25 protein-coding genes are annotated in these 23590 nt (G+C 70.2%); 7 read left to right on the forward strand and 18 right to left on the reverse strand.

The annotated features are described in order from the left end of the window. Positions 1–8: 8 nt before the first annotated feature. The 8 genes from ACF1B9_RS28265 to ACF1B9_RS28300 form a co-directional block, all read right to left on the reverse strand. A complete protein-coding gene (locus tag ACF1B9_RS28265) occupies positions 9–248 on the reverse strand; it encodes a hypothetical protein (RefSeq protein WP_391742723.1) in 240 nt (79 codons plus the stop codon). Beyond that, positions 245–1747, reverse strand: a complete 1503-nt coding sequence (gene gatA, locus ACF1B9_RS28270; protein ID WP_391742722.1) for an Asp-tRNA(Asn)/Glu-tRNA(Gln) amidotransferase subunit GatA — start codon at positions 1745–1747, stop codon at positions 245–247. Before gatA ends, ACF1B9_RS28265 begins: the two co-directional genes overlap by 4 nt. A gap of 5 nt (positions 1748–1752) precedes the next feature. Further along, entirely contained in the window at positions 1753–2049 is a 297-nt protein-coding gene (gene gatC / locus ACF1B9_RS28275; RefSeq protein WP_037690057.1) for an Asp-tRNA(Asn)/Glu-tRNA(Gln) amidotransferase subunit GatC, read from the reverse strand. Positions 2050–2292: 243 nt separating this feature from the next. Further along, positions 2293–4458 (reverse strand): putative bifunctional diguanylate cyclase/phosphodiesterase, encoded by a 2166-nt coding sequence (locus tag ACF1B9_RS28280; protein ID WP_391742720.1) that lies wholly within the window; start codon positions 4456–4458, stop codon positions 2293–2295. 393 nt (positions 4459–4851) lie between these two features. Then, positions 4852–7044 (reverse strand): NAD-dependent DNA ligase LigA, encoded by a 2193-nt coding sequence (gene ligA, locus ACF1B9_RS28285; RefSeq protein WP_391742719.1) that lies wholly within the window; start codon positions 7042–7044, stop codon positions 4852–4854. A 30-nt stretch (positions 7045–7074) separates the two neighbouring features. Next, complete coding sequence (locus ACF1B9_RS28290) at positions 7075–8100, reverse strand: methionine synthase (protein WP_391742718.1); 1026 nt, start codon at positions 8098–8100, stop codon at positions 7075–7077. 43 nt (positions 8101–8143) lie between these two features. Continuing rightward, the gene (locus tag ACF1B9_RS28295; RefSeq protein ID WP_391742717.1) at positions 8144–8833 is read right to left on the reverse strand and encodes an SDR family oxidoreductase; all 690 of its coding nucleotides are present in this window, start codon (positions 8831–8833) and stop codon (positions 8144–8146) included. A 27-nt stretch (positions 8834–8860) separates the two neighbouring features. Then, positions 8861–9400 (reverse strand): TIGR00730 family Rossman fold protein, encoded by a 540-nt coding sequence (locus ACF1B9_RS28300; RefSeq protein ID WP_391742716.1) that lies wholly within the window; start codon positions 9398–9400, stop codon positions 8861–8863. A 110-nt stretch (positions 9401–9510) separates the two neighbouring features. Between ACF1B9_RS28300 and ACF1B9_RS28305 the strand changes: the two genes are divergently transcribed. The 3 genes from ACF1B9_RS28305 (at position 9511) to ACF1B9_RS28315 (ending at position 12620) form a co-directional block, all read left to right on the forward strand. After that, positions 9511–9846 (forward strand): DUF427 domain-containing protein, encoded by a 336-nt coding sequence (locus ACF1B9_RS28305; RefSeq protein ID WP_391742715.1) that lies wholly within the window; start codon positions 9511–9513, stop codon positions 9844–9846. Between the two features lie 96 nt (positions 9847–9942). Then, entirely contained in the window at positions 9943–10743 is an 801-nt protein-coding gene (locus ACF1B9_RS28310) for an alpha/beta fold hydrolase (RefSeq protein WP_391742713.1), read from the forward strand. A 140-nt stretch (positions 10744–10883) separates the two neighbouring features. Further along, entirely contained in the window at positions 10884–12620 is a 1737-nt protein-coding gene (locus tag ACF1B9_RS28315) for an RICIN domain-containing protein (protein WP_391742711.1), read from the forward strand. Between the two features lie 60 nt (positions 12621–12680). Here the strand turns inward: ACF1B9_RS28315 and mnmA are convergent, their stop codons facing one another. After that, on the reverse strand, positions 12681–13811 hold the full coding sequence (gene mnmA, locus ACF1B9_RS28320) for a tRNA 2-thiouridine(34) synthase MnmA (RefSeq protein WP_391742709.1): 1131 nt from the start codon (positions 13809–13811) through the stop codon (positions 12681–12683). A gap of 61 nt (positions 13812–13872) precedes the next feature. Between mnmA and ACF1B9_RS28325 the strand changes: the two genes are divergently transcribed. Further along, entirely contained in the window at positions 13873–14565 is a 693-nt protein-coding gene (locus tag ACF1B9_RS28325) for an N-acetylmuramoyl-L-alanine amidase (RefSeq protein WP_391742707.1), read from the forward strand. Positions 14566–14595: 30 nt separating this feature from the next. On the opposite strand, the gene ACF1B9_RS28330 is transcribed toward ACF1B9_RS28325, so the two are convergent. The 3 genes from ACF1B9_RS28330 to ACF1B9_RS28340 form a co-directional block, all read right to left on the reverse strand. After that, entirely contained in the window at positions 14596–15765 is a 1170-nt protein-coding gene (locus ACF1B9_RS28330) for a cysteine desulfurase family protein (protein WP_391742706.1), read from the reverse strand. Between the two features lie 249 nt (positions 15766–16014). Continuing rightward, positions 16015–16389, reverse strand: coding sequence for a DUF4190 domain-containing protein (locus tag ACF1B9_RS28335; protein ID WP_391742705.1), 375 nt, complete (start codon positions 16387–16389; stop codon positions 16015–16017). Positions 16390–16477: 88 nt separating this feature from the next. After that, positions 16478–16639, reverse strand: coding sequence for a hypothetical protein (locus tag ACF1B9_RS28340; RefSeq protein WP_391742704.1), 162 nt, complete (start codon positions 16637–16639; stop codon positions 16478–16480). Between the two features lie 116 nt (positions 16640–16755). Here ACF1B9_RS28340 and ACF1B9_RS28345 point away from each other — a divergent pair, with 116 nt between their 5' ends. The 3 genes from ACF1B9_RS28345 to ACF1B9_RS28355 are packed head-to-tail and all read left to right on the forward strand — an operon-like array spanning position 16756 to position 18236. Beyond that, positions 16756–17457 carry a TetR family transcriptional regulator gene (locus ACF1B9_RS28345; protein ID WP_391742702.1) on the forward strand — a complete coding sequence of 234 codons (702 nt, stop codon included), beginning with the start codon at positions 16756–16758 and terminating at the stop codon, positions 17455–17457. 51 nt (positions 17458–17508) lie between these two features. Continuing rightward, positions 17509–17823, forward strand: a complete 315-nt coding sequence (locus ACF1B9_RS28350) for an ArsR/SmtB family transcription factor (RefSeq protein WP_391742701.1) — start codon at positions 17509–17511, stop codon at positions 17821–17823. Beyond that, positions 17820–18236, forward strand: a complete 417-nt coding sequence (locus ACF1B9_RS28355) for an SRPBCC domain-containing protein (RefSeq protein ID WP_391742700.1) — start codon at positions 17820–17822, stop codon at positions 18234–18236. Before ACF1B9_RS28350 ends, ACF1B9_RS28355 begins: the two co-directional genes overlap by 4 nt. Before the next feature lie 85 nt (positions 18237–18321). Here ACF1B9_RS28355 and ACF1B9_RS28360 read toward each other — a convergent pair whose 3' ends face one another. The 6 genes from ACF1B9_RS28360 to ACF1B9_RS28385 form a co-directional block, all read right to left on the reverse strand. Beyond that, the gene (locus ACF1B9_RS28360) at positions 18322–18474 is read right to left on the reverse strand and encodes a hypothetical protein (RefSeq protein WP_391742699.1); all 153 of its coding nucleotides are present in this window, start codon (positions 18472–18474) and stop codon (positions 18322–18324) included. A 29-nt stretch (positions 18475–18503) separates the two neighbouring features. Continuing rightward, positions 18504–19370, reverse strand: coding sequence for a thioesterase family protein (locus ACF1B9_RS28365; protein WP_391742697.1), 867 nt, complete (start codon positions 19368–19370; stop codon positions 18504–18506). Between the two features lie 98 nt (positions 19371–19468). Beyond that, positions 19469–20140, reverse strand: coding sequence for a trimeric intracellular cation channel family protein (locus tag ACF1B9_RS28370; protein ID WP_391742695.1), 672 nt, complete (start codon positions 20138–20140; stop codon positions 19469–19471). Between the two features lie 18 nt (positions 20141–20158). Further along, positions 20159–21424, reverse strand: a complete 1266-nt coding sequence (locus tag ACF1B9_RS28375) for an ABC transporter ATP-binding protein (protein ID WP_391742939.1) — start codon at positions 21422–21424, stop codon at positions 20159–20161. Between the two features lie 35 nt (positions 21425–21459). Beyond that, positions 21460–22560 carry an ABC transporter ATP-binding protein gene (locus tag ACF1B9_RS28380; protein WP_391742694.1) on the reverse strand — a complete coding sequence of 367 codons (1101 nt, stop codon included), beginning with the start codon at positions 22558–22560 and terminating at the stop codon, positions 21460–21462. After that, complete coding sequence (locus ACF1B9_RS28385; RefSeq protein ID WP_391742937.1) at positions 22557–23558, reverse strand: ABC transporter permease; 1002 nt, start codon at positions 23556–23558, stop codon at positions 22557–22559. The genes ACF1B9_RS28380 and ACF1B9_RS28385 overlap by 4 nt, the downstream gene beginning before the upstream one ends. Positions 23559–23590 lie beyond the last annotated feature (32 nt).

Below are 23590 nucleotides of genomic sequence, written 5' to 3' on the forward strand. Positions count from 1 at the left end.
CTTCCCTCTCAGCCCAGCAGTACGTCGTCATCGCCGAGACGCTTGAGTTCGCGCAGCAGCAGGGCGAGACCGGTGGCGATGGCGGCGGCGGAGACAACGGCGTCGATCAGTTGGAGCGTGTCGTGCTCGAAGCGGGCCTTCCTGGCCTGCTTGATGACGCCGACCGCCCCGAACGCGGTGGTGCCGATGGACAGATACGTACCGGCCTTGGACTTCTTGAAGCCCTTGGCCTTGGTCAGTGCGCTCACAGTGACGGAGCCTCCTCCAGCAGCGGGTGCCCCCACTTTTCCACGAAGGCGGCCTCGACGGCGGCTCCGACCTTGTAGAGACGGTCGTCCTTCATGGCGGGGGCGATGATCTGCAGTCCGACCGGCAGGCCGTCCTCCGGGGCCAGGCCGCAGGGCAGCGACATGGCGGAGTTCCCGGCGAGGTTGGTCGGAATGGTGCACAGGTCCGCGAGATACATCGCCATCGGGTCGTCGGCGCGCTCGCCGATCGGGAAGGCGGTGGTGGGCGTCGTCGGGGAGACGATCACGTCGACCTGCTCGAAGGCCTTCTCGAAGTCCTGCGTGATGAGAGTGCGGACCTTCTGAGCCGAGCCGTAGTACGCGTCGTAGTAGCCGGAGCTGAGCGCGTACGTACCGAGGATGACGCGGCGCTTGACCTCGTCACCGAAGCCGGCCTCACGGGTGAGCGCGGTGACGTCCTCGGCGGACCTCGTGCCGTCGTCGCCGACGCGCAGGCCGTAACGCATGGCGTCGAAGCGGGCCAGGTTGGAGGAGCACTCGGACGGCGCGATCAGGTAGTACGCCGACAGCGCGAGGTCGAAGGAGGGGCAGTCCAGCTCGACGATCGTGGCACCGAGCGACTTCAGCAGCTCGACCGACTCGTTGAAGCGCTGGACGACACCGGCCTGGTAGCCCTCACCGGCGAACTGCTTGACGACTCCGACGCGCATACCGTCGACGCTGCCGTTGCGGGCGGCCTCGACGACCGGCGGGACCGGGGCGTCGATGGACGTCGAGTCCATCGGGTCGTGCCCGGCGATCACCTCGTGCAGCAGGGCCGCGTCCAGAACGGTACGGGCGCAGGGGCCGCCCTGGTCCAGGGAGCTGGAGAACGCCACCATGCCGTAGCGGGAGACGCCGCCGTAGGTGGGCTTGACGCCGACGGTGCCTGTGACGGCGGCGGGCTGACGGATGGAACCGCCGGTGTCCGTGCCGATGGCGAGCGGGGCCTCGTACGACGCGAGCGCGGCCGAGGAGCCGCCGCCGGAACCGCCCGGGATACGGGTGAGGTCCCACGGGTTGCCGGTCGGGCCGTAGGCACTGTTCTCGGTGGAGGACCCCATGGCGAACTCGTCCATGTTGGTCTTGCCGAGGATGACGACGTCGGCGGCCTTCAGCCTCTTGGTGAGGGTCGCGTCGTACGGCGGGATCCAGCCTTCGAGGATCTTGGAACCGACGGTGGTCGGCATGCCCTCCGTGGTGAAGATGTCCTTCAGCGCGAGCGGGACACCGGCCAGCGGGCCCAGCTTCTCGCCGGCGGCCTTCTTCGCGTCGACGGCACGGGCCTGCGCGAGCGCGCCCTCGCGGTCGATGTGCAGGAAGGCGTGGACCTTCTCGTCGACCGCGTCGATCCGGGCCAGATGGGCCTCGGTGACCTGGACGGCCGTGAGCTCGCCGGCCGCGATCTTCTCGGCGATCTCGGCCGCGGTGAGCTTGATGATGGTGCTGTTGTCCGTCATGGCTGTTAGTCCTCCCCCAGGATCTGCGGCACCTTGAAACGCTGCTGCTCCTGGGCCGGGGCGCCGAAGAGCGCCTGCTCGGGGGTGAGCGACGGACGGACCTCGTCCGCGCGCATGACGTTGGTCAGCGGCAGCGGGTGGGAGGTCGGCGGTACGTCTTGGTCGGCGACCTCGGAGACGCGGGCGACCGCGCCGATGATGTCGTCGAGCTGACCGGCGAAGTGATCGAGCTCTTCGCCCTTCAGCTCCAGACGCGCCAGCCGGGCGAGGTGGGCGACCTCCTCGCGCGTGATGCCAGGCATGCAGCGATCCTCAGGGGTTGGTGTGTGGTTTTGGCCCAATCCTATGGTGTCGGCCGCCGCGGCTCCCGCCACCCGGGCGAACGCCCTGGTCGGACGCCGGATTCGGGTCCGCCCGGGTTCGGGCGGCACAACGGCCGCCGGCACCCGGGCACGCCCCCCGGATCGCGTACCCCCGTCCCCCCGCGCTCGCACCGTCGCCGCGTCGCACCGGCGTGGGGTTCGACGCAGGCCGGTGCCCCGCGCTCACGTCGTCGCGGGCCTCGGCTTGACCGCCCGCCCGGACGCCCGCTGCTCCAGCTCGGGCTTCACGCCCGCGGCTGCCGCGGCGGCGGCCGCCGCGGCAGCCGCGGCCAGCTCCGCCGGCCGACGCCAGCCGTGCTCGCCCCGCGCTCGCAGCCAGGCCGTCGCCTCCTGCGGCGGCATGGCCGCGGCGACCAGCCACCCCTGCACCGCATCGCACCGCAGATCCCGCAGCCGCTCCCAGGTCTCGTCGTCCTCGACCCCCTCCGCGACGACCAGCAGGCCGAGCGAGTGGGCCAGGTCGATGGTGCAGCGGACGATCTCCGCGTCCTCGTTGTCCACGGCCAGACGGGCCACGAACGACCGGTCGATCTTCAGCTCGCTGACCGGCAGCCGGCGCAGATGGACCAGCGAGGAGTACCCCGTGCCGAAGTCGTCGAGGGACATCTTCACGCCGTGCCCGGTCAGCCCGGCGAGGGTGTCGGCGGCGCGTTGCGGGTCCTCCAGCAGCACGTGTTCCGTTATTTCCAGCTGCAGTGCCCCGGCCGGGACGCCGTGCCGGGCCAGCCGGGCCGCCACACCGCCCGCGAATCCGGGAGTGTGCACGTCGCGCGGGGAGACGTTGACCGCGACCGGGACGAACAGCCCCTGCGCCCGCCACCGGGCGACCTGGGCCAGCGCCGTCTCCAGGACGTACTCCGTCAGGTGCGGCATCAGGCCGGACGACTCCGCGATGGCGATGAACTCGTCCGGAGGGACCCGCCCGCGCTCCGGATGCACCCAGCGGACCAGCGCTTCGAGGCCGGCCACCTGTCCGTCGAAGCGGACCTTCGGCTGGTAGTGCAGCTCCACCTCGCCGGCGTCCAGCGCCCGCCGCAGATCACCGAGCAGCCCGAGCCGGTCCGGGGTGTTGCTGTCCCGCTTCGACTCGTACACCTCGACACCCGTACGGTCGCGCTTGGCCTGGTACATCGCCACGTCGGCGCGCCTGAGCAGTCCTTCGGCGTCCAGCGCGTGGTCCGGGTGGACGGCGACCCCGGCGCTGGCCTCCAGCACCAGGGTCAGACCGTCGAGGTCCAGCGGGGAGGACAGTTCGGCGACGAGGTGGCGGGCGACCCGCTGGGCGCTGGTGGTGGAGTCCGCGGTCGGCAGGAGCACCGCGAATTCGTCACCGCCGAGCCGCGCGGCCTCCGCCCCCCGTGGGAGCGCGAGTCGCAGGCGTTCCGCTATCTGCAGCAGCAGCCGGTCCCCCGCCAGATGCCCGAGGGTGTCGTTGACCGCACGGAAGCGGTCGAGGTCGATCAGGACGAGAGCGGATCTGGCACCGACGGACTCGGCGTCCTCCAGGGCCGTCCAGGTGCGCTCCAGCAGCCACTGCCGGTTGGGCAGTCCGGTCAGCGGGTCGCGCAGCTGCTCCTCGGCCCGCGCGCGGGCTATCCAGAGGGTGGAGTCCAGGGCGATCAGGGGGACCGCGAAGAGCGGCAGGAGTACGGGCATGGCCATCGCCACCACGCAGATCAGCGGTGCGATGCCGAGGAGGGCGACCGCGACGAGGCCCTGGCGCAGCAGCGCGGTGCGGGCGACGGTGGGCAGTCCGCCGCCCTGGGGCGCCCGTGCGTACCACAGCAGGACCCGGGTGACCAGAAGATAGGTGGAGGCGGCCAGGAGAACCTCGGGGACGGCGGCGATGCCCCAGTCGAGTGGCCGCCAGGGCGATTCGACGGTCTGGACGTCGCCGAACGCGGCGAGCACCAGGGCCGCCGCGCCTATCCCCAGGATGTCCACGGCGCCGTGCAGCAGCCCTTGCCACCAGCGGTGTCTGCGGGCCGCGCCGACGAGGACGACGACGACCAGGCTGACCAGGCCGGCGGGCACCCAGCCGTAGAGGAGCAGTACGGCGAGAGTGAGGGCGGCGCCGGAACCGGTGCCGCCCCACCATCGGTCGCGTCCGAGCGCGACCAGGTGGCCGACGACGATTCCGGTGAGGACGGCCAGGGACCATCCGACCCTGCCGTCGGGGAAGAGCGCGCGTCCTTCGCTCACGGTCCGGTAGAAACCGGTCGTGAGCTGAACAACGGCGATCACCACGAAGACGGCACCCACTTTGGGCGTGAGGCCGACGAAACCTTGCAGCCGCGACACCGGTGCGGCGCTCTCGGTCGGTTTCATTCCGTCCCTCTCACAGCCGGCGGTGCCGATGTCGCCTGATGGTTCAGCTCCAAGCCACCACGACCCGATGTCCCACCTCGTGGCCGGGCGCGGCAGTTGCATCTCTCAACAGTAGGCCGCGGAACGCTTCTACGGGCAGCGCTCTACAGCTCTTGCCCGAATGCGAACCAACCGTCCGTCAGCATCTGCTATGCACCGATCGGGTGAACCCGATCCCTCGGCGACGACCTCTGCCCCCGTCCGTCCCCCTACACCCTTTCTGTGCACCCTTGTTCACTGTTCGCCCATTGATCGATCACGATGTGGGGTTCTTCGACGGGGATCTGTCCCATTGTGTTAATTCTTCCGCGAAGATCCCGCCATATTCCGCCTATTTTCGGTCAGGGATCTGTCCTATTCCGCAGGTTCCCCGACAGTCACGGCCGCGGCGCGCGCCGCGTCCGGCCCCTCTTCGAGCAGCACGGCGAAACCGCCCTCGTCCAGCACGGGCACCTTCAGTTGCATCGCCTTGTCGTACTTCGAACCGGGGTTGTCACCGACGACCACGAAGGAGGTTTTCTTCGAGACGGATCCCGTCACCTTCGCCCCCCGGCTCTGGAGCGCGTCTTTCGCGCCGTCCCTGGTGTGTCCGGACAGCGTGCCGGTGACGACGACGGTGAGGCCTTCGAGCGGGCGCGGACCCACGTCCTCCCGCGACCCCTCGTCCTCCATCCGGACTCCGGCCTCCCGCCACTTGCGCAGGATCTCCCGGTGCCAGTCCTCGGCGAACCACTGCTTCACCGAGGCGGCGATGATGGAACCGACCCCGTCGGCCTCGGCCAGTTCCTTCTCGGACGCCTCGTCGATCCGGTCGATGGAGCGGAACTGACGGGCCAGTTCCTGGGCCGCGATCGGGCCCACATGACGGATGGAGAGGCCGGTGAGAATCCGGGCCAACGGGGCTTCCTTGGCCGCGGCCACGGCGTCGAGCATGGCGAGGGCGTTCTTCTTCGGCTCGCCCTGCTGGTTGGCGAAGACCCACGCGGTCTTCTCCTCGCCGGTCTTCGGGTCGCGCTTGGGCAACCCGCTGTCCTGGTCCAGGACATAGGCCCGGATCGGCAGCAACTGCTCGACGGTCAGACCGAAGAGATCGCCCTCGTCGCGCAGCGGTGGCTCGGCGGGCTCCAAGGGCTTCGTCAGAGCCGCTGCCGCGACATAGCCGAAGTGATCGATGTCGAGGCTCTTACGACCCGCGAGATAGGCGACGCGCTCGCGCAACTGTGCAGGGCAGGAACGCGCGTTGGGGCAGCGGACATCGATGTCGGCCTCCTTCATGGGCCGCAGCTCCGTGCCGCACTCGGGACAGTGCGTCGGCATCACGAACGCCCGCTCGGTGCCGTCGCGCAGATCGACGACCGGACCGAGGATCTCCGGGATCACGTCGCCGGCCTTGCGGAGCACCACCGTGTCCCCGATGAGGACGCCCTTCGCCTTCACCACGTTCTGGTTGTGCAGGGTGGCGAACTCGACCTCGGAACCCGCCACCTCGACCGGCTCGACCTGCGCGTACGGCGTGACCCGCCCGGTGCGTCCGACGCCGACCCGGATGTTGACCAGCTTGGTGTTGACCTCCTCCGGCGGGTACTTCCACGCGATCGCCCAGCGCGGTGCGCGCGAGGTGGAGCCCAGTCGGCCCTGGAGCGGGATCTCGTCCAGCTTGACGACGACGCCGTCGATCTCGTGCTCCACGGAGTGCCGGTTCTCGCCGAAGTACGCGATGAATTCCCGTACCTCGTCCAGGGAGGCCACCACCTTGTTGTGCCTGGCGGTGGGCAGACCCCACTCATGGAGCAGCTCGTAGGCGTGCGAGAGGCAGTCGATGTCGAAGCCTTCGCGGGCGCCGATGCCGTGCACCACCATGTGCAGCGGGCGGGTGGCGGTGACCTTCGGGTCCTTCTGGCGCAGCGAACCGGCCGCCGCGTTGCGCGGGTTGGCGAAGGGCTTGTCCTCGGCCTCGACGAGCCGGGCGTTGAGCTCCTCGAAGGCTTCCATCGGGAAGAAGACCTCGCCGCGGATCTCGACCAGCGCCGGGACGCGGTCGCCCTTCAGCCGGTGCGGGATCTCGGCGATCGTGCGGACATTGGGGGTGATGTCCTCGCCGGTGCGGCCGTCGCCACGGGTCGCCGCCCGGGTCAGCCGCCCGTGCTCGTAGGTGAGGTTGACCGCGAGACCGTCGACCTTCAGCTCGCACAGGAAGTGGTAGTCGGTGGTGCCGACGTCCTTGGCGATCCGCTCGCCCCAGGACGCCAACTCGACGTCGCTGAAGGCGTTGTCCAGTGAGAGCATCCGCTCGCGGTGCTCGACGGAGGTGAACTGCGTCTGGTACGGCCCCGCGACCTTCTGCGTCGGCGAATCCGGCGTACGCAGCTGCGGATACGTCTCCTCCAGGGCCTCCAGCTCACGCATCAGCCGGTCGAACTCGGCATCGCTCACGACCGGCTGGTCGTTCACGTAGTACCGGAAGCGGTGCTCCTCGATCTGCTCGGCCAGGAGCGCGTGCTGCTCCCGGGCCCGTGCGGGCACTGCCATCTGCTGTTCGCCGGCCATCGTCTCGTCCTCCCGTTACCCGTTGCCCCGTTACTCAGGGTTGTCTGCGAGCGATCTCGCGGCCCGGACGCAGTGGGCGAGCGCGGCACGCGCGTACGCGGGCGAGGCACCCGCGAGCCCGCACGAAGGGGTGATCACCACGGACTGCGACAGCGTCCCCGGATTCAGCCCCAGCCTGCGCCACAGCGTCCTGACACCCATGACGCTACCTCCCGGGTCGGACAATGCGCCCGAGGCCGGGTCGGTGCCCGGCACCACCCCGAGGAAGAGCTGGGTGCCGCCCTCGACCGCTTCCCCGATCGCGTCCTCCTCACGCTCGGTGAGCAACGAGAAGTCGAAGGAGATGCCGTCGGCCCCCGCCCGGCGCAACAGTCCGAACGGCACCTCGGGCGCGCAGGTGTGCACCACCGTCGCCCCGTCCCCGCCCGCGGCCAGGACATCGCGCAGGGTGCCTTCCACGACCTGGCGGTCGACGGCCCGGTGGGTGCGGTACCCGCTCGCCGTCCTGATCCGTCCGCGCAGTACGGCGGTCAGTGACGGTTCGTCGAGCTGGAGGATCACCTCGGCGCCGGGCACCCTGCGCCGTACCTCGCAGAGGTGGTCGCGGAGCCCCTCGGCCAGTGAGCCCGCCAGGTCCCGGCAGGCCCCCGGGTCACCGAGCGCGGCCTCGCCGCCCCGCCGTTCCAGCGCGGCGGCCAGGGTCCAGGGCCCGACGGCCTGGACCTTGAGCGGCCCCTCGTAGCCCTGGGTGAACTCCTCCAGTGCGTCGAGGTCCTCGCCGAGCCAGGACCTGGCCCGGCGGGTGTCGCGTCCGGGCCGGTCGCTGATCCGCCAGCCGCTGGGCTCGACATGCCCGTACAGGTCGACGAGGAGCCCGATGGTCCGCCCGATCATGTCCGCACCGGGCCCGCGGGCCGGCAGTTCCGCCAGATGCGGCAGGCCCTCGCCGCCCCCGAAGGACCCGGTGACGGTCTTCGCCGTCTCCCGTGCGTCTCCCCCGGGCATGGAACCGATTCCGGTGGCCGGGCACCCGCTGAACTTGCTCTTCTCGCTCACGTGGGAAGCCTAAGGCCGTGCCCGGCCCGTCCGGTCGGTGGTGTCAGCGCCCGGGGCGCACCGTGAGGTCGTTGACCTCCGCGTCGCGCGGGAGGTCGATGGCCATCAGGATGGTGGTGGCGATCGACTCCGGGTCGATCCAGCGGGAGGCGTCGTACTCCTTGCCCTCCTGCTGGTGGACCTTGGCCTGCATGGGGCTGGCGGTGCGCCCCGGGTAGACGGAGGTCACCCGGACGCCGTTGGCGTGCTCCTCCTGACGCAGCGAGTCGGCGAGCGCCTTCAGGCCGTGCTTGCTCGCGGCGTACGCGCTCCACTCGGCGTGCGCGGCGAGGCCTGCACCCGAGTTCACGAAGAGCACATGGCCCTGGGAGACGCGCAGTTGCGGCAGGAAGAGCCTGGTCAGCTCGGCGGGTGCGACCAGGTTGGTGTTGAGCTGGAAGTGCCACGCCTTGGGCGTGAGGTCACCGACCTTGCCGAGCTCGACGACGCCCGCGACGTGCAACAGCGAGTCGACCCGCTCCGGCATCGCCTGCTGGGCGAACGCCCAGGAGAGCCGGTCCGGGTTGGAGAGGTCACCGACGAGCGTACGGGCGCCGGGGTGGAGCGCGGCCAGCTCCTTCGCGCGGCCTGCGTCACGGGCCAGCAGCACGGTCTCGTCGCCGCGCTCCAGTAGACGACGGGTGACGGCTGCGCCGATGCCGGAGCCGGCGCCGGTGATGACATGAGTGGACATCCCGCCATGATCTCACCCGTCATGGCGTCACCGCAGGCCGGACCACTCCTCCAGGTAGGCCAGGGCGCCCACGCCGTCCTTCGCGAAGAACACCAGGTCGGTCAGCGGGAGGGGCAGGAAGCCCTCGTCCTCCATCCGCTGGAACTGCTGGCGGAGCCCGTCGTAGAAGCCCGCCGTGTTGAGCAGGACGACCGGCTTGTCGTGCTTGCCGTGCTTCTTCAGCTCCAGGATCTCGGTCGCCTCGTCGAGCGTCCCGGTACCGCCCACCATGATCACGACCGCGTCCGCCTTCTCCAGGAGCAGCGCCTTGCGCTCGGCGAGATCGCGCGCGATCACCATCTCGTCCGCGTTGCTCCGGGCCTTGGCGGCCAGGAAGCCGACCGACACCCCGACCAGTCGGCCGCCCGATTCCTGCACGCCGTCGGCGACGACCTTCATCAGACCGCTTTCCGACCCTCCCCAGACCAGTGTGTGTCCGCCCCGGCCGAGCAGCTCGGCGAATTCGCGGGCTGGCCGGGTGTAGCGGTCGTCGAGGTCGGCGGCGGAGAGGAAAACACAGATGTTCATGCAGCAACCGTAAAGGCCACCACTGACACGCCCGGGCAGCCGGGTGGAGATCCGGCCGGCGCCGGGGAAGAAAGGGGAAGAAATCGGCCCGCGAGACGGCTGTACCAGACATGACTTCCACACAAGGCCACGTCATCACCGTCGAACCGGGCACCGAGCATGTACGTGTGGTGCGCGACGGGCAGGTGCTCGCCGAGAGCCGGCGCCCGCTCGTGCTGCGCGAGACGGGCTGTCCGGCCCGCTACTACGTGCCGCCCGAGGACGTCCGTACGGAGCTGCTGACGGCCTCGGACACCCACACCCACTGCCCGTTCAAGGGCGAGGCCTCCTACTGGTCGCTGCCGGACGCGGCCGATCTCGTCTGGGCCTACCCCGAACCGAAGCCCGAAGTCTCCGCGATCAAGGACCACTTCTGCTTCTACGACACCGAGACGGTTTCCGACTGATCGCCAAGCACCGCTCCGACCTGGGGAATTGAAGAATCTCAAAAAAATTCACGGCCGAAGCGATGACTTTTCCGCGCCATCGCAGTCAACCTTCACATGGACAAGATTCTCTCCCGCGACGGCACCTTGATCGCGTATCGGCGCCGAGGTGAAGGGCCGCCGGTGATCCTGGTCGGCGGGGCTCTGAGTACGGCCGTGACCGAGACCCCCCTGGCACGGCTTCTCGCGCCGCACTTCGAGGTGGTCACGTACGACAGACGCGGTCGCGGCTCCAGCGGCGACAGCGGGCCGTACCGGGTGGAGCGCGAGATCGAGGACCTGGCCGCGCTCGTCGCGGCGGCCGGCGGACGGGCCTCGCTCTTCGGCACGGGGGCCGGCGGGGCGCTGGCCCTGGAGGCACAGGCCGCCGGGCTCCCCGTCGACCTGCTGGCGGTGTACGAGCCGCCCTACACCCCCGGTGCCTCGGGAGAGCGGTTCAAGGCCTGCTGCACGGCCCGGCTGCACCGGCTGCTGGCCGCCGGGGACCGCGCCGGGGCCGTGGAGCTGTTCCTGTCCGTGACGGGCGTCCCGGCCGACATGATCGCCCGGATGCGGCGCGCGCCGCTGTGGCGCGATCTGGTGTCGATGGCGCACACCCTCGCGTACGACGACGCGCTGCTCGGCAACGGCGCGATCCCGGCCGAGCGGTTCGCGTCCGTCACGGCGCGCACCCTGGTGGTGTGCGGCGGCTTCAGCCCCGCACGGGCCCGGCTGTCGTCCCGCGCCCTCGCGGACGCCCTCCCGCGCGCCCGTCATCGCACCCTGACGGGCCAGACGCGCGAGTTGGCGCCCCAGGCGATCGCGCCCGTCCTGGCGGAGTTCTTCGCCCGTGACATGTACGCGCACCAGGCCTCCTGAGCCCAGGATCCACCCCGCCCGGTCACGTCCGTACAGGGGTCGGACGTGACCGCGCGGGGCGTCGCCGTCCCGGCAGGCCGCCGGCCGGGGATGCGGATCACCGCTGCTCAGCCGCGCTGCGTGGCCAGTAGGGTCATCCGGTGAGAAGCAACAGGGGATCAAGAAGAATTCGTTCGGCGTGGGCCGCGCTCGTCGCTCTGTCCACCGCGGCGGTCACTCTCCTCGGAGTGCAACCGGCCGCCGCGGCGGGGACGTTCGCACAGGTCGACGCCGGTGGCTTCCGGATGCACATCGACTCGGAGACGACGACCGACGGAAAATCCACTTTCGAGGAATACGGCGACATCATCCGCAATGTGGAGGCGTCCGGAGCCGTGAGCAAGGTGACGCCGTTGGACGTTGCTCAGTCCCGGCAGCACACGGGGCGCGCCCTGTGCCACTCGACCGGACTCAACGGCACCTTCAAGTACAACGGTTTCTGCTGGGACGAGGGGGACGACAACACCAGCGCGTACAACCCGGCGGGCGGATGGCACCCGCAGGGGCTGACGGCTTCGCACGACGCCTACGCCGGTGGGACCGTGGACGGCCACCATCTCTACGTGGCCTCCTGGTACTTCGGCCATGGCGGCAGCGCGGACCCGGACGTGGACCGCGACAAGCTCGCCCGGATCTCTGTCGTCGAGTCGACGGGGAGCTCCTGGACCTACGGTCACGTCATGCTCGTGCAGCCGTCGCCCTTCTACGGGAACGCGCAGTTCGAGCCGGTGACGAGGGTCCACGCGGACGGCGTGGTCTGGTACGGCAACAAGCTGTTCGTGGCCAACGGTGGCGAACTGCAGGTGTACGACTTCCAGCACATGTGGAAGATGGGCACCACCTCGGTCGACAGAACCGGCATCTTCGAGGGGGTCTCCTCGGCCCGGTATCACCAGTGGGCCCTGCCCATGGTGGGCCGCTATCTCATCGGAACCTCCGCGGACCACCCGCGCGCCTGCCCCGGTGAACGGGCCTGCCTCAGTTCGCTGAGCCTGGACCGCAGCGGCACCACCGACCATCTCGTCTCGGGCGAGTACCTGGGGCTCGGTGACGGACGCACTGCGAACGTGATCCGCTGGCCCCTGGACGGGGCCACCGGCCTGCCCCGGAGCGACAGCTCGGGCACGGTCACCGCGTCAGCCGCCTACGCCGCGCCGGTCGACCAGTTGCAGGGTGTTGCCACGGACGGCCGGCACTACTACTTGTCGGCCCAGTGCCCCACGGGATACATGGGCGACCCCGATACCCGTGACGGATACTCGTGCATCTACGAGGCGCTACCCGGTTACGCCCCGACAGTCCTGACCCGCTCACCCAGTCTCACGCAGAACCTGTCGTACGCGCCGTCCTCCGGGCGCCTGTGGGGAACGAACGAACTCACCGGCAAGCGGGTCGTCTTCTCGTTGCTGCCGAGGGAAGCCGATGGGACCGTCTACCTGAGCAACGACTACAGCAAGTTGTGCGCGGGCGGCGGAAACAAGATCAACAATGGTGATCCCGTCATCCAGTGGGGCTGCACGAACGCCCGGGACGAACGCTGGCTGTTCGAGGGGACGAAGGACTCGAACGGGAACCCCGCGTACTTCGTCCGCAACGAGTACTCGGGCAAATGCATGGGAGTGGCTTCGAGCCTCGCCGATGGGGCGGGGCTGATCCAGTACACCTGCAACGGCGCGGTCGACGAGAAGTGGTGGTACGACTCCGCCACCCACGAGTTGCGGAACGTCTATTCCGGTAAGTGCCTCGGACTCGGTTCGACTGCCACGAAGGGCACCCAGTTGATCCAGTGGACCTGCAACGGCGCGCAGGACGAGAAATGGACCAGGATCCCGCGCTGATCCGCGGTCCGGCGGTCCCGGTCCCGGCGTTCGGCCGGGACCGGGGCGGACCGGGGCCGGTCAGCCCGACGCCGCCGCGGTCTCCCGCCGCACCGTCGCCGCGATCGTCGCCGAGCCGACCACGCGGCTGCCGTCGTAGAGCACGACCGCCTGGCCGGGGGCCACGCCCCGCACCGGCTCGGTGAAGGTGACGTTCAGCGTGCCGCCGACCAGTTCCGCCGTCACCTCGGTCTCGCCACCGTGGGCGCGGAGCTGGGCGGTGTACGTGCCGGGGCCGGCCGGGGCGGTGCCACACCAGCGGGGCCTGATGGCGGTGAGCGCGGTGACGTCGAGGGACTCGACCGGGCCGACCGTCACGGTGTTGTTCACCGGGGAGATGTCCAGGACGTAGCGCGGCTTGCCGTCCGGGGCGGGGTGGCCGATGCGCAATCCCTTGCGCTGGCCGATGGTGAAGCCGAAGGCGCCCTCGTGGGTGCCGACCTTCGTACCGGACTCGTCGACGATGTCGCCCTCGGCGGTACCGAGCCGGCTCGCGAGGAAGCCCTGGGTGTCGCCGTCGGCGATGAAGCAGATGTCGTGGCTGTCGGGCTTCTTGGCGACGGCGAGGCCCCGGCGCTCGGCCTCCGCGCGGATCTCGTCCTTGGTGGTGAGGGTGTCGCCGAGCGGGAACATCGCGTGGGCGAGCTGCTTCTCGTCCAGGACACCGAGGACGTACGACTGGTCCTTGGCCATGTCGGAGGCACGGTGCAGTTCGCGGCTGCCGTCCTCACGCAGTACGACCGTGGCGTAGTGGCCGGTGCACACGGCGTCGAAACCGAGCGCGAGGGCCTTGTCGAGCAGCGCGGCGAACTTGATCTTCTCGTTGCAACGCAGGCACGGGTTGGGGGTGCGCCCGGCCTCGTACTCGGCGATGAAGTCGTCCACGACGTCCTCGCGGAAGCGTTCCGCCAGGTCCCAGACGTAGAACGGGATGCCGATGACGTCCGCGGCGCGGCGCGCGTCGCGGGAGTCCTCGATCGTGCAACAGCCCCGCGCTCCGGTGCGGAAGGACTGCGGGTTCGCGGAGAGGGCGAGGTGCACACCGGTCACGTCGTGCCCCGCCTCGGCGGCGCGGGCCGCGGCGACGGCGGAGTCGACACCGCCCGACATGGCGGCGAGTACGCGGAGGGGACGCTGGGAAGTCTGAGTCATAGCTCCACCAGAGTACGGGGCGCCGGGAACCGAACGCTCGCGGATATGCGTTGTGGATCACATGGGGACCAAGGGGACATCGGGCGCCGGGAGCTCCGGCGGCGCGAAGTCCGGGCACGGCATCGGCCGGCGCGGGCTGCTGATCGGCGCCGCCGTCACCGCCGTGGGCACGGCCGCACTGGCGCGGGAGAAGCTGGAGCACGCCTGGTGGCGGCTGCCCGGGGTGGACAAGCCCCGGACGCCCGGCGAGGTGGACTACGCGCGGGCCGAATGGATATCGGCGTCCCCGGCGAACTGGCGGCGGGCCGACCGCCCCGCGGACTATCCGGTCGACCGAATAGTCATCCATGTCACCCAGGGCGGCTACCGGGGCGCGGTGACGGCCTTCCAGGACCCGGGGCACGGGGCGGCGGCGCACTACGTGGTGCGCAAGGACGGCCATGTGACGCAGATGATCCGTGAGCTCGATGTGGCGTTCCACGCGGGGAACAGGTCGTACAACGAACGCAGCGTCGGCATCGAGCACGAGGGCTTCGTGGACCGTCCGCAGGACTTCACGGCGGCGATGTACGGGGCGTCGGCGCGGCTGGCGGCGGCGATATGCGGGCGGTACGGGATGCCGGTGGACCGCGAGCACATCATCGGGCACGCGGAAGTGCCGGGCACGGATCACACCGATCCGGGGAAGCACTGGGACTGGGACCGCTATCTGAAGCTGGTCCGGGCGGCACGTTCGAAGCCGTCCGGCGCCTGAGGAGGGAGCGGCTGGGGGACGGGCCCCGTTTCAGCTGAGTCCCGCCGTCCGTGCCCGCTCCACCGCCGGTCCGATCGCGCGGGCCACCTCGTCGATGTCCTGCTTGGTGGACGTGTGGCCGAGCGAGAAGCGCAGAGTGCCCCGGGCCAGGTCCGGGTCGGTGCCGGTGGCCAGCAGGACATGGCTCGGCTGGGCGATTCCGGCGGTGCACGCGGAGCCGGTGGAGCATTCGATGCCCTGGGCGTCCAGCAGCAGGAGCAGGGAGTCGCCCTCGCAGCCGGGGAAACTGAAGTGGGCGTTGGCGGGGAGTCGGCCGCCCGGGGCCGGGTCGCCGCCGAGGACGGCGTCCGGCACGGCGGCCAGCACGGCCGCGACCAGATCGTCACGAAGGCCGCCGATCTCCCGGGCGAAGTCCTCGCGTCCGTCGGCAGCCAGGCGCCCCGCGAGGGCGAAGGCGGCGATGGCGGGCACGTCGAGCGTGCCGGAGCGGACGTGCCGCTCCTGGCCGCCACCGTGAAGCACGGGTACGGGGGTGTACGCACGGCCGAGCAGCAGCGCGCCGATGCCGAACGGTCCGCCGATCTTGTGCGCGCTGACCGTCATCGCGGCCAGCCCGGACCGGGCGAAGTCGACTTCCAGCTGCCCGAACGCCTGGACCGCGTCGGCATGCATCGGTACGTCGAACTCACGGGCCACGGAGGCCAGTTCACGTATCGGCATGATCGTGCCGATCTCGTTGTTGGCCCACATCACCGTGACCATCGCGACGTCGTCGGGGTTGCGGAGGATCGCCTCGCGCAGTACGTCGGGATGGACGCGTCCATGCTGATCGACGGGGAGGTATTCGACGTGCGCGCCCTCGTGTCCGGCGAGCCAGTCCACGGCGTCCAGCACCGCGTGGTGCTCGACCGGGCTGGCCAGCACCCGGGTGCGACGGGGGTCGGCGGCGCGGCGGGCCCAGTACAGGCCCTTCACCGCGAGGTTGTCGGCCTCGGTGCCGCCGGAGGTGAAGACCACCTCGCTGGGGCGTGCGCCGAGGGCGTCGGCGAGGGTCTCTCTCGACTCCTCGACGGTGCGGCGGGCCCGGCGCCCGGCGGCGTGCAGTGAGGACGCGTTACCGGTGACGGCGAGCTGGGCGGTCATCGCCGCGATCGCCTCCGGAAGCATCGGCGTGGTCGAGGCGTGGTCGAGGTAGGCCATGGTGGGCTCGATTCTACGAGCCCTCGGTGGGGCGTATGCCGGGCGCATCGCAGCCCCGCGCCCGCGCACCGGGCAGGGCACTCGATCGCCCGCCCCGATCCGGAGCCCGATCCGGTCAGGGACGGCACCGACGGAGACCGCCGGTGCGGGCCGTCGGCGCCGGGCTGCCGAGTGCGGGCCGCGTATCTCGGCCGTACGTGTCGGCCGGACCTGTCGGCCGGACCTGTCGGCCGTTTTGGCCGGCCTCGGTCAGCCGGCGAAGTTCCAGGAGACGGTTCCGTTGCTGATGACCAGGAGGGCCAGCACCACGAGGTCGGCGATGCCGAGGGCGAGCCCGAGGAAGGCACGACCGCGCCGGGAGGTGGAACGGGCGAGGGCGATGACCGCCATGACGATGGCTGCCGGGCCGAGCAGGATGTTCATCACCAGCAGGCCGACGAGCCCGAGCACGAAGGAGGCGACGGCCAGCCCGTCGGCGTCCCGGGCGCGGCCTGTGCGCCCGCCCGGCGGGATCCCGTCACCGATCTCGGTGCCGGGAGCGACGCCGACGCCGGTGTCGGTGCCGGTGCCGGTGCCGCCGGCGGGCTTCCCTGCGGGGCGGCGGACGGATGCGGTGAGTGTCATGGTGCGAGCTCCTTCAATCGTGATCGGACGATCGGCGATCGGGCATTCGGCAGCCGGTAGGGAATGCGGGGGCAATGCGGACAGGCGGTCACCGGGGCCCGCGCTGCACACCCCGCCACTCCCGTACGGCGAAGATCAGCAGCCAGCAGCCGATCACGGCGGCGAGCGCGAAGGTGAGCGGGAGCGGAATCTGTACCACCGCTCCGAGTACGACTCCGAGCAGGAGCAGGGCGGCGACGAGGACGACCATGTTCAGCCTTTCTGCGGGCTCTCCCCGAGCACTTGAGAGTACGACTGTTCACTGACTGCTCAGTCTAGACCGCTGCCTCCTTCCCCACCCCGGAGAACAGTTGTTTACTGAATGGCATGAGTCACACCGTCGGCATCCGCCGGACCCAGAAGCTGAGGACCCGCCAGGCACTCCTGGACGCCGCGCTCGGGCTCCTGGAGCACCAGAGCCTCAGCAGCCTGGGACTGCGCGAGGTGACCCGGGCCGCGGGACTCACACCCACCGCCTTCTACCGGCACTTCGACGACACCGCCCGACTCGGCGTGGCACTCGTCGAGGAGACGCTGGGCAGCCTGCACGGGATGATCGGCGCGACACTCGCCGAGACCGGCGACAGCGAGGAGCGGTTGGACCGCAGCGTGGAGCTGATCACACGTCATGTACGCGAACAGCCCGCCCACTTCCGCTTCATCGCCCGTGAGCAGCACGGTGGCGTGGGCCCGGTCCGCGAGGCCATAGCGGCCCAACTGCGAGGCTTCGCCGAGGAGGTGGCCGCGGCACTCGCCGAGGAGCCGCAGTCCCGGGGCTGGAGCGACGAGGACCTGCTGATGCTGGGCGGCCTGTACGTCGACCACATGGTGATCACGGCCTCGGCCCTGCTGGACGCGGGGCCGGGCGGCGAGCAGCGAGTGGCGGAGGTGGCCCGCCGTCGGCTGAGACTCGTCACCCTCGGCAGGCTGCACTGGCTGGACGGCACGACCGAGGCCCTTCGGCTCATCACCCGCACCGGCGAGGATCCCGCCGCCACATCCGACAGGTCACGCCCCGGGCCCGCATGAACGCGTCGGAAATATTTGACGCGTCGGATTTTTCCGACGCATAGTGGTGCCATGCCTACCGACGTGTTCAGCGTGCTGGCCAACCCGGTGCGTCGCAGACTGCTCGAAAGCCTGCGTGCGGGACCCCGCTCCACAGGTGAGCTGGCCGGGATGTTCGAGCTCGGGAGGCCCGCGGTCTCCGAGCACCTGGCGGTGCTCCGTACCGCCGGACTGGTGCGCGAGGAGCCGCGTGGCCGACACCGCTTCTACCACCTCGAACCGGCCCGGCTGTCCGAGGTGAGCGAGTGGCTGCATCCGTTCGAGCACTACTGGAAGCAGCGCCTGGAGGCGCTGTCCGATCTCCTGGACGAGGACAACGAGACATGACCGAGAGCAACACGATCACCTGCGAGAAGTTCCTGCCCCACCCGCCGGCAGCGGTGTGGAAGGCCCTGACCGACCCCGATCTCCACGCCCGCTGGTGGGCCGCCGGCGACGTCGAGCCCGTCGTCGGGCACCGTTTCACCCTCGACATGGGCGGCTTCGGCAGCCAGCCCTGCGAGGTGACCGAGGTGGACGAGCAGCGTTTGCTGGCCTACCGGTTCGCCGAGGGCACACTCGACACCACCATCACCTGGGAGCTGCGGCCGGAAGGCGAGGGCACCCGTCTCGTCCTGACTCACGCGGGCTTCGACCTGGACTCCCCGATGGGCCGACAGGCTTATGACGGCATGGGCAAGGGCTGGCCCCATGTCCTCGGCCGCCTCGACACCGTCCTGGGCGAGGTCGCCCGACCCTGAGCGGCGGGTCTGCGTACGAGTGGGCCTCGACCGGCGTACCGATCACCCCTGGGCCGTGCCTCACGCCACCCGCATCGGCGTCCGTTCACGGCGTCGGCCCCTGATCCTCATCCGCCTCCGCGTACAGCGCCACGACCGCCGCCGCGTGACGGGCGAGCACGGCCCGCGCCTCCGGCGGGGAGAGCACTTCGAGGTTCGGGCCGAAGGAGAGCGGTAGTCCAGCCGCAACCGCCGGCATCGCGCTGCCGGTGCGCCGTGCCCGTACGGCTACGCGCGGGGCGCCCGCGCCAGTTGGCGGGACTGGGCCACCAGCCGCTCCGCGCTGTCCCAGACGTCCGCGTCCTCCTCCAGGTAACCGCCCGCCAGGTTGCGGGTGGTGATGGAGACGCGCAGCGGGCCCGGGGCGGGGCGGCAGCGGATGTGGGTGGTGAGTTCGACGGTCGGCGTCCAGCCCTTGAGGCCCAGCTCGAACGAGGTGGGGGGCAGTGCGTCGACGGTCAGCAGCAGCGAGAGCGGGTCGGCGTCGCGGCCGTCCGCGAGACCGAACCAGCCGCGCATCTCGCCCTTGCCGGAGGGGGCGCCGACGGCCCAGCCGACCGTCGCCGGGTCGAGCTTGATGTCGAGCCGCTCGGTGATGGCGGAGCTGCCGGGGATCGCGGCCGGACCGTCGGCCGGGCCGAGGCAGTGCTCCAGCGGCGGGATGGCCGGCGGCTTCGCCGAGGTGCGCACCTCGTCGGACAGCGCACCCAGATCACCGTAGGTGGCGATCACCCGGATGCGCTCGACCTCGGTGCCGTCCTGTGCGTACTGGAAGAGGGAGGCCTGGCCGGTGGAGAGGGTGCGGCCGGTGCGGACCGTCTGGGTGCGGATCACCGCCGGGCCCGGGACGGAGGCGGTGAGGTAGTGCGCGGAGACCGAGAAGGGGTCCGGGTGCGGCAGGGCCTCGCCCAGTGCGCGGCCGAGCATGGCGAGCAGATAGCCGCCGTTGACCGCGTGGATGATCGTCCATCCGGCGGAGAGCTCGGCGTCGTAGACGCCTTCTTCTCGAAGGGTGACGGCGGTGTCGCGGTCGAACTCGCTGTCGCCGATGGTCGCCTGCGCGGTCCGCGCGGCCTGCTCTGCTGCGTGTGCCATGCGAGGCACCGTACACCGATATTATTACTGAGCGGTAGCTTTTTTGTGGCCGGAAGATGCCGGCGGCGCACGTCGTCGACCGGGCCGCGAGAACCATGTCAGGTGGTCGCGGGGCCCTCCTCGGCCGTCGCCGACCGCCGGTTGTAGGCGCGCGGTGCCCGCCAGTGGAAGCGCATCGCGAGCAGCCGCAGCAGGAACGCCAGGATCACCGCGGCGCCGCTGGTGAAGGCGTTGAGCACGCCGAAGCGGATGCACAGCACGATCATCGTGGCGCCGACGATCGCAGGCACCGCGTACAGGTCGCGGTCCCAGCGCAGCAGCGAAGGCACCTCGTTGGCCAGCACGTCGCGCAGCACACCGCCGCCGACCGCGGTGGCCAGCCCCAGGGCCGCCGATGCGGTGAGGCCGAGACCGTAGGCGTACGCCTTGACCGTGCCCGTGACGCAGAACAGCCCGAGGCCGGCCGCGTCGAAGACGTTGACGCCGACCTGGATCCGTTCGACGTGCGGATGCAGGAAGAACACCAGGCCGGCGGCGAGGAGCGGGGTGGTGAAGTAGCCGAGGTCCGTGAAGGCCGCGGGCGGGACCGCACCGATGACGATGTCACGGAACAGCCCCCCGCCCAGCGCGGTCACCTCGGCGAGTACCGCGATGCCGAAGACATCGAAGTTCTTGCGTACGGCGAGCAGTGCGCCGGAGATCGCGAAGACGAAGATCCCGGCGATGTCGAGCGCATGCTGGACGGAGGGCGTGAACAGTTCGTTGAGCACCGGGCAATTGTGCCGGTACTACTCCTTCGGGCTGCCCTCCGGCGTATCGGACGATCCGGTGCCGCCGTCCGGGGCGGCTTCCTCGCCCTCCTCGGCCTCGGGCTTCGGCGCCGCGGCGGACTCCGGATCCTCCGCCGTGACGGCCTCCGCCTCCTCCGCCCCGGCCGGCTCCGGCTGCCCTGTCGTGACGATCTCGATCGCCTCGCGCGCCGCCGCCGTCACCGTCTCACCGGGCACTTGGTCGGGCGCGTTCTCCGGGTGGTGGCAGGCCACCTGGTGTCCGGTCTTCAGCGCGACCAGCGGCGGTTCCTGCGTCTTGCAGACCTCCGTGGCCTTCCAGCACCGGGTGTGGAACCGGCAGCCGCTGGGCGGCGAGATCGGCGACGGCACGTCGCCCTTCAGCAGGATGCGCTCGCTCTTGGCCGAACGGCGCTTCGGGTCCGGAATCGGAACCGCCGAGAGCAGCGCCTTGGTGTACGGGTGCATCGGCGCCTTGTAGAGCGACTCGCGGTCGGCCAGCTCCACGATCTTGCCGAGGTACATCACCGCGATCCGGTCCGAGACGTGCCGGACGACCGACAGGTCATGGGCGATGATCACGTACGTGAGACCCAGCTCGGTCTGGAGGTCGTCGAGCAGGTTCACGACCTGGGCCTGGATGGAGACGTCCAGCGCCGAGACCGGCTCGTCCGCCACGACCAGCTTGGGGTTGAGCGCGAGCGCGCGGGCGATCCCGATGCGCTGGCGCTGGCCGCCGGAGAACTCGTGCGGATAGCGGTTGTAGTGCTCGGGGTTGAGGCCCACGACCTCCAGCAGCCGCTGCACCTCCTTCTTGACGCCGCCCTCGGGCGTGACGCCCTGCAGCTTGAAGGGGGCGCCCACGATCGTGCCGATCGTGTGCCGGGGGTTCAGCGAGGAGTACGGGTCCTGGAAGATCATCTGCATGTCGCGGCGCATCGGGCGCATGGCACCGACGCCGAGGTGCGTGATGTCCCTCCCCTCGAACTCGATCTTCCCCGCGGTGGGTTCGAGCAGCCGGGTGATCAGCCGGCCCATCGTCGACTTTCCGCAGCCGGACTCCCCGACCACGCCCAGGGTCTCGCCCGAGCGCACCTCGAAGTCGATCCCGTCGACGGCCTTCACGGCACCGGCGTTGCGCTGCAGCATCCCCTTCTTCAGAGGGAAGTGCTTCTGCAGCCCGGTCACCTTGAGCAGCACCTCGCGGGAGGCGGCGTCCTCGACCGGCGCGCCGCTCCCGGCAGACCTCTGCGCCGGAACGTCCACGCCCTTGTCCTCGCTCGTCACGGCCTTGTCCTCGCTCACAGCTTGGGCGCAATCTCTTCGGTCCAGATACGCTCCCGCTGCTCCTGCGACATGTGGCAGGCCGCCCAGTGCCGGCTGCCGACCTCCTGCAGCTCGGGCCGAACGGTGCGGGTCACGTCGTCCTTGGGCACATCCGCGTACGGACAGCGCGGGTTGAAGGCGCAGCCCGAGGGGATGTTGATGAGCGACGGCGGGGACCCCTTGACCGGGATGAGCCGGTCGGTCTGGTCTCGGTCGAGGCGCGGCATCGAGCCCAGCAGACCCCAGGTGTAGGGGTGCCGGGGCTCGTAGAACACCTTCTCGGCCGGTCCGCGCTCCACGCAGCGCCCGCCGTACATCACCAGGAGGTCGTCGGCGAGCTCCGCCACGACGCCCAGGTCGTGGGTGATGATGATGACCGCGGAGCCGAACTCCTTCTGCAGATCCCTGATCAGGTCGAGGATCTGCGCCTGGACGGTCACGTCCAGCGCGGTCGTCGGTTCGTCGGCGATCAGCAGCTCGGGGTTGTTGACCAGCGACATGGCGATCATCGCGCGCTGGCGCATCCCGCCGGAGAACTCGTGCGGGTAGCTGTCGACACGCTTGTCGGGCTGCGGGATGCCGACCCGGTCGAGCATCTCGATCGCACGCTTGCGGGCGGTCTTCTTGTCCACGTCGTGGTGGACCCGGTACGCCTCCACGATCTGCTTGCCGATCGTGTAGTACGGGTGCAGCGCGGAGAGCGGGTCCTGGAAGATCATGGCCATGTCCCGGCCGCGCAGCTTGCGCACCTCGTCCGGGTCCGCGGACAGCAGTTCCTTGCCGTCCAGCCAGATCTCGCCGGAGACCTGCGCCTTGCGCTTTCCGTACTGGCCCGTGGTGTGCAGGCCCATGATGCCCAGGGACGTGACGGACTTGCCGGAGCCGGACTCACCGACGATGCCGAGGGTCTTGCCCTTCTCCAACTGGAAGTTGAGCCCGTCGACGGACTTGACCAGGCCGTCGTCGGTCGGGAAGTGCACCTTGAGGTCGCGCACTTCGAGGAAGGCGGTGGGAGCGGGCGAGCCGGCCGGGGCGGGTTCGCCCAGCGCGGCACCACTCTTGTGCAGTTCGGTCATCCCAGCCTCACTCGCGGGTCGATGACGGCGTACATGATGTCGACGACGAGGTTGGCGACGGCGATCGCGAGAGCCGCGAACAGGGTGACACCGAGAATCACCGGCAGGTCCTTGTTGCTGATGGCCTGGACCGCCGCGAGCCCGAGCCCCGGCAGGTTGAACGTGGACTCGGTGAGGACGGCGCCACCGAGGAGCACGCCGATGTCGAGGCCGAAGACGGTGAGGATCGGGGTCATCGCTGAACGCAGGGCGTGCCGGGTGATGACGGTGCCCTCGCCCAGGCCCTTGGCGCGGGCGGTGCGGATGTAGTCCTCGCCGAGCACTTCGAGCATGGTGGCTCTGGTGAGCCGGGCGTACATCGCGGCGTTCAGGAAGGCGAGCACGATCCACGGCAGGACCAGTGACTGGAACCAGGTGCCGATGCCGTCGTCCGTGGAGAGGTTGTCGGCGATGTGCACCCAGCCGAGGTTGTGTACGAACAGGCCCATCGCGATCATGCCGGTGAAGAAGATCGGCAGGGAGACGCCGCCGAGGGCGGTGGTCATCGCGGCACGGTCCCAGATGCTGCCGCGCCGCAGCGCGGACACGACACCGGTGGCGACCCCGCCGAGGAGCCACAGGACGCAGGCACCCGCGGCGAGCGCGCCGGTCACGGGCAGGGCGTCCTTGAGCGTGGTCCAGACCGGCACTTCGGTGCGGAAGGAGTAGCCGAAGCAGGGTGCGGCGCAGTGGGTGACGTCGTCACCGTTCGCGTAGTCGCGCCCCATCGGGATGCCCTTGACGAAGTCCCAGAACTGGACAAGGAGGGGGTCGTCGAGACCCAGTTTGATCCGGATGCCCGCGAGCTGCTCGGCACCCGTGGCCTTGCCGGCGAAGAGGACGGCGACGTCCTGACCCGCCCACTTGGGCAGCATGAAGAAGATGGTGAAGGTCGCGAGCAGTACGACGAGCACCATGATGACTACGGCGAACAGGCGCCGGATGAGATAAGCAAGCACTGTGCGCGGCCCGCCGGTGGCCGGGAACCCCT

The sequence above is a fragment of the Streptomyces sp. NPDC014727 genome (assembly GCF_043083485.1).
Classification (GTDB): Bacteria; Actinomycetota; Actinomycetes; order Streptomycetales; family Streptomycetaceae; genus Streptomyces.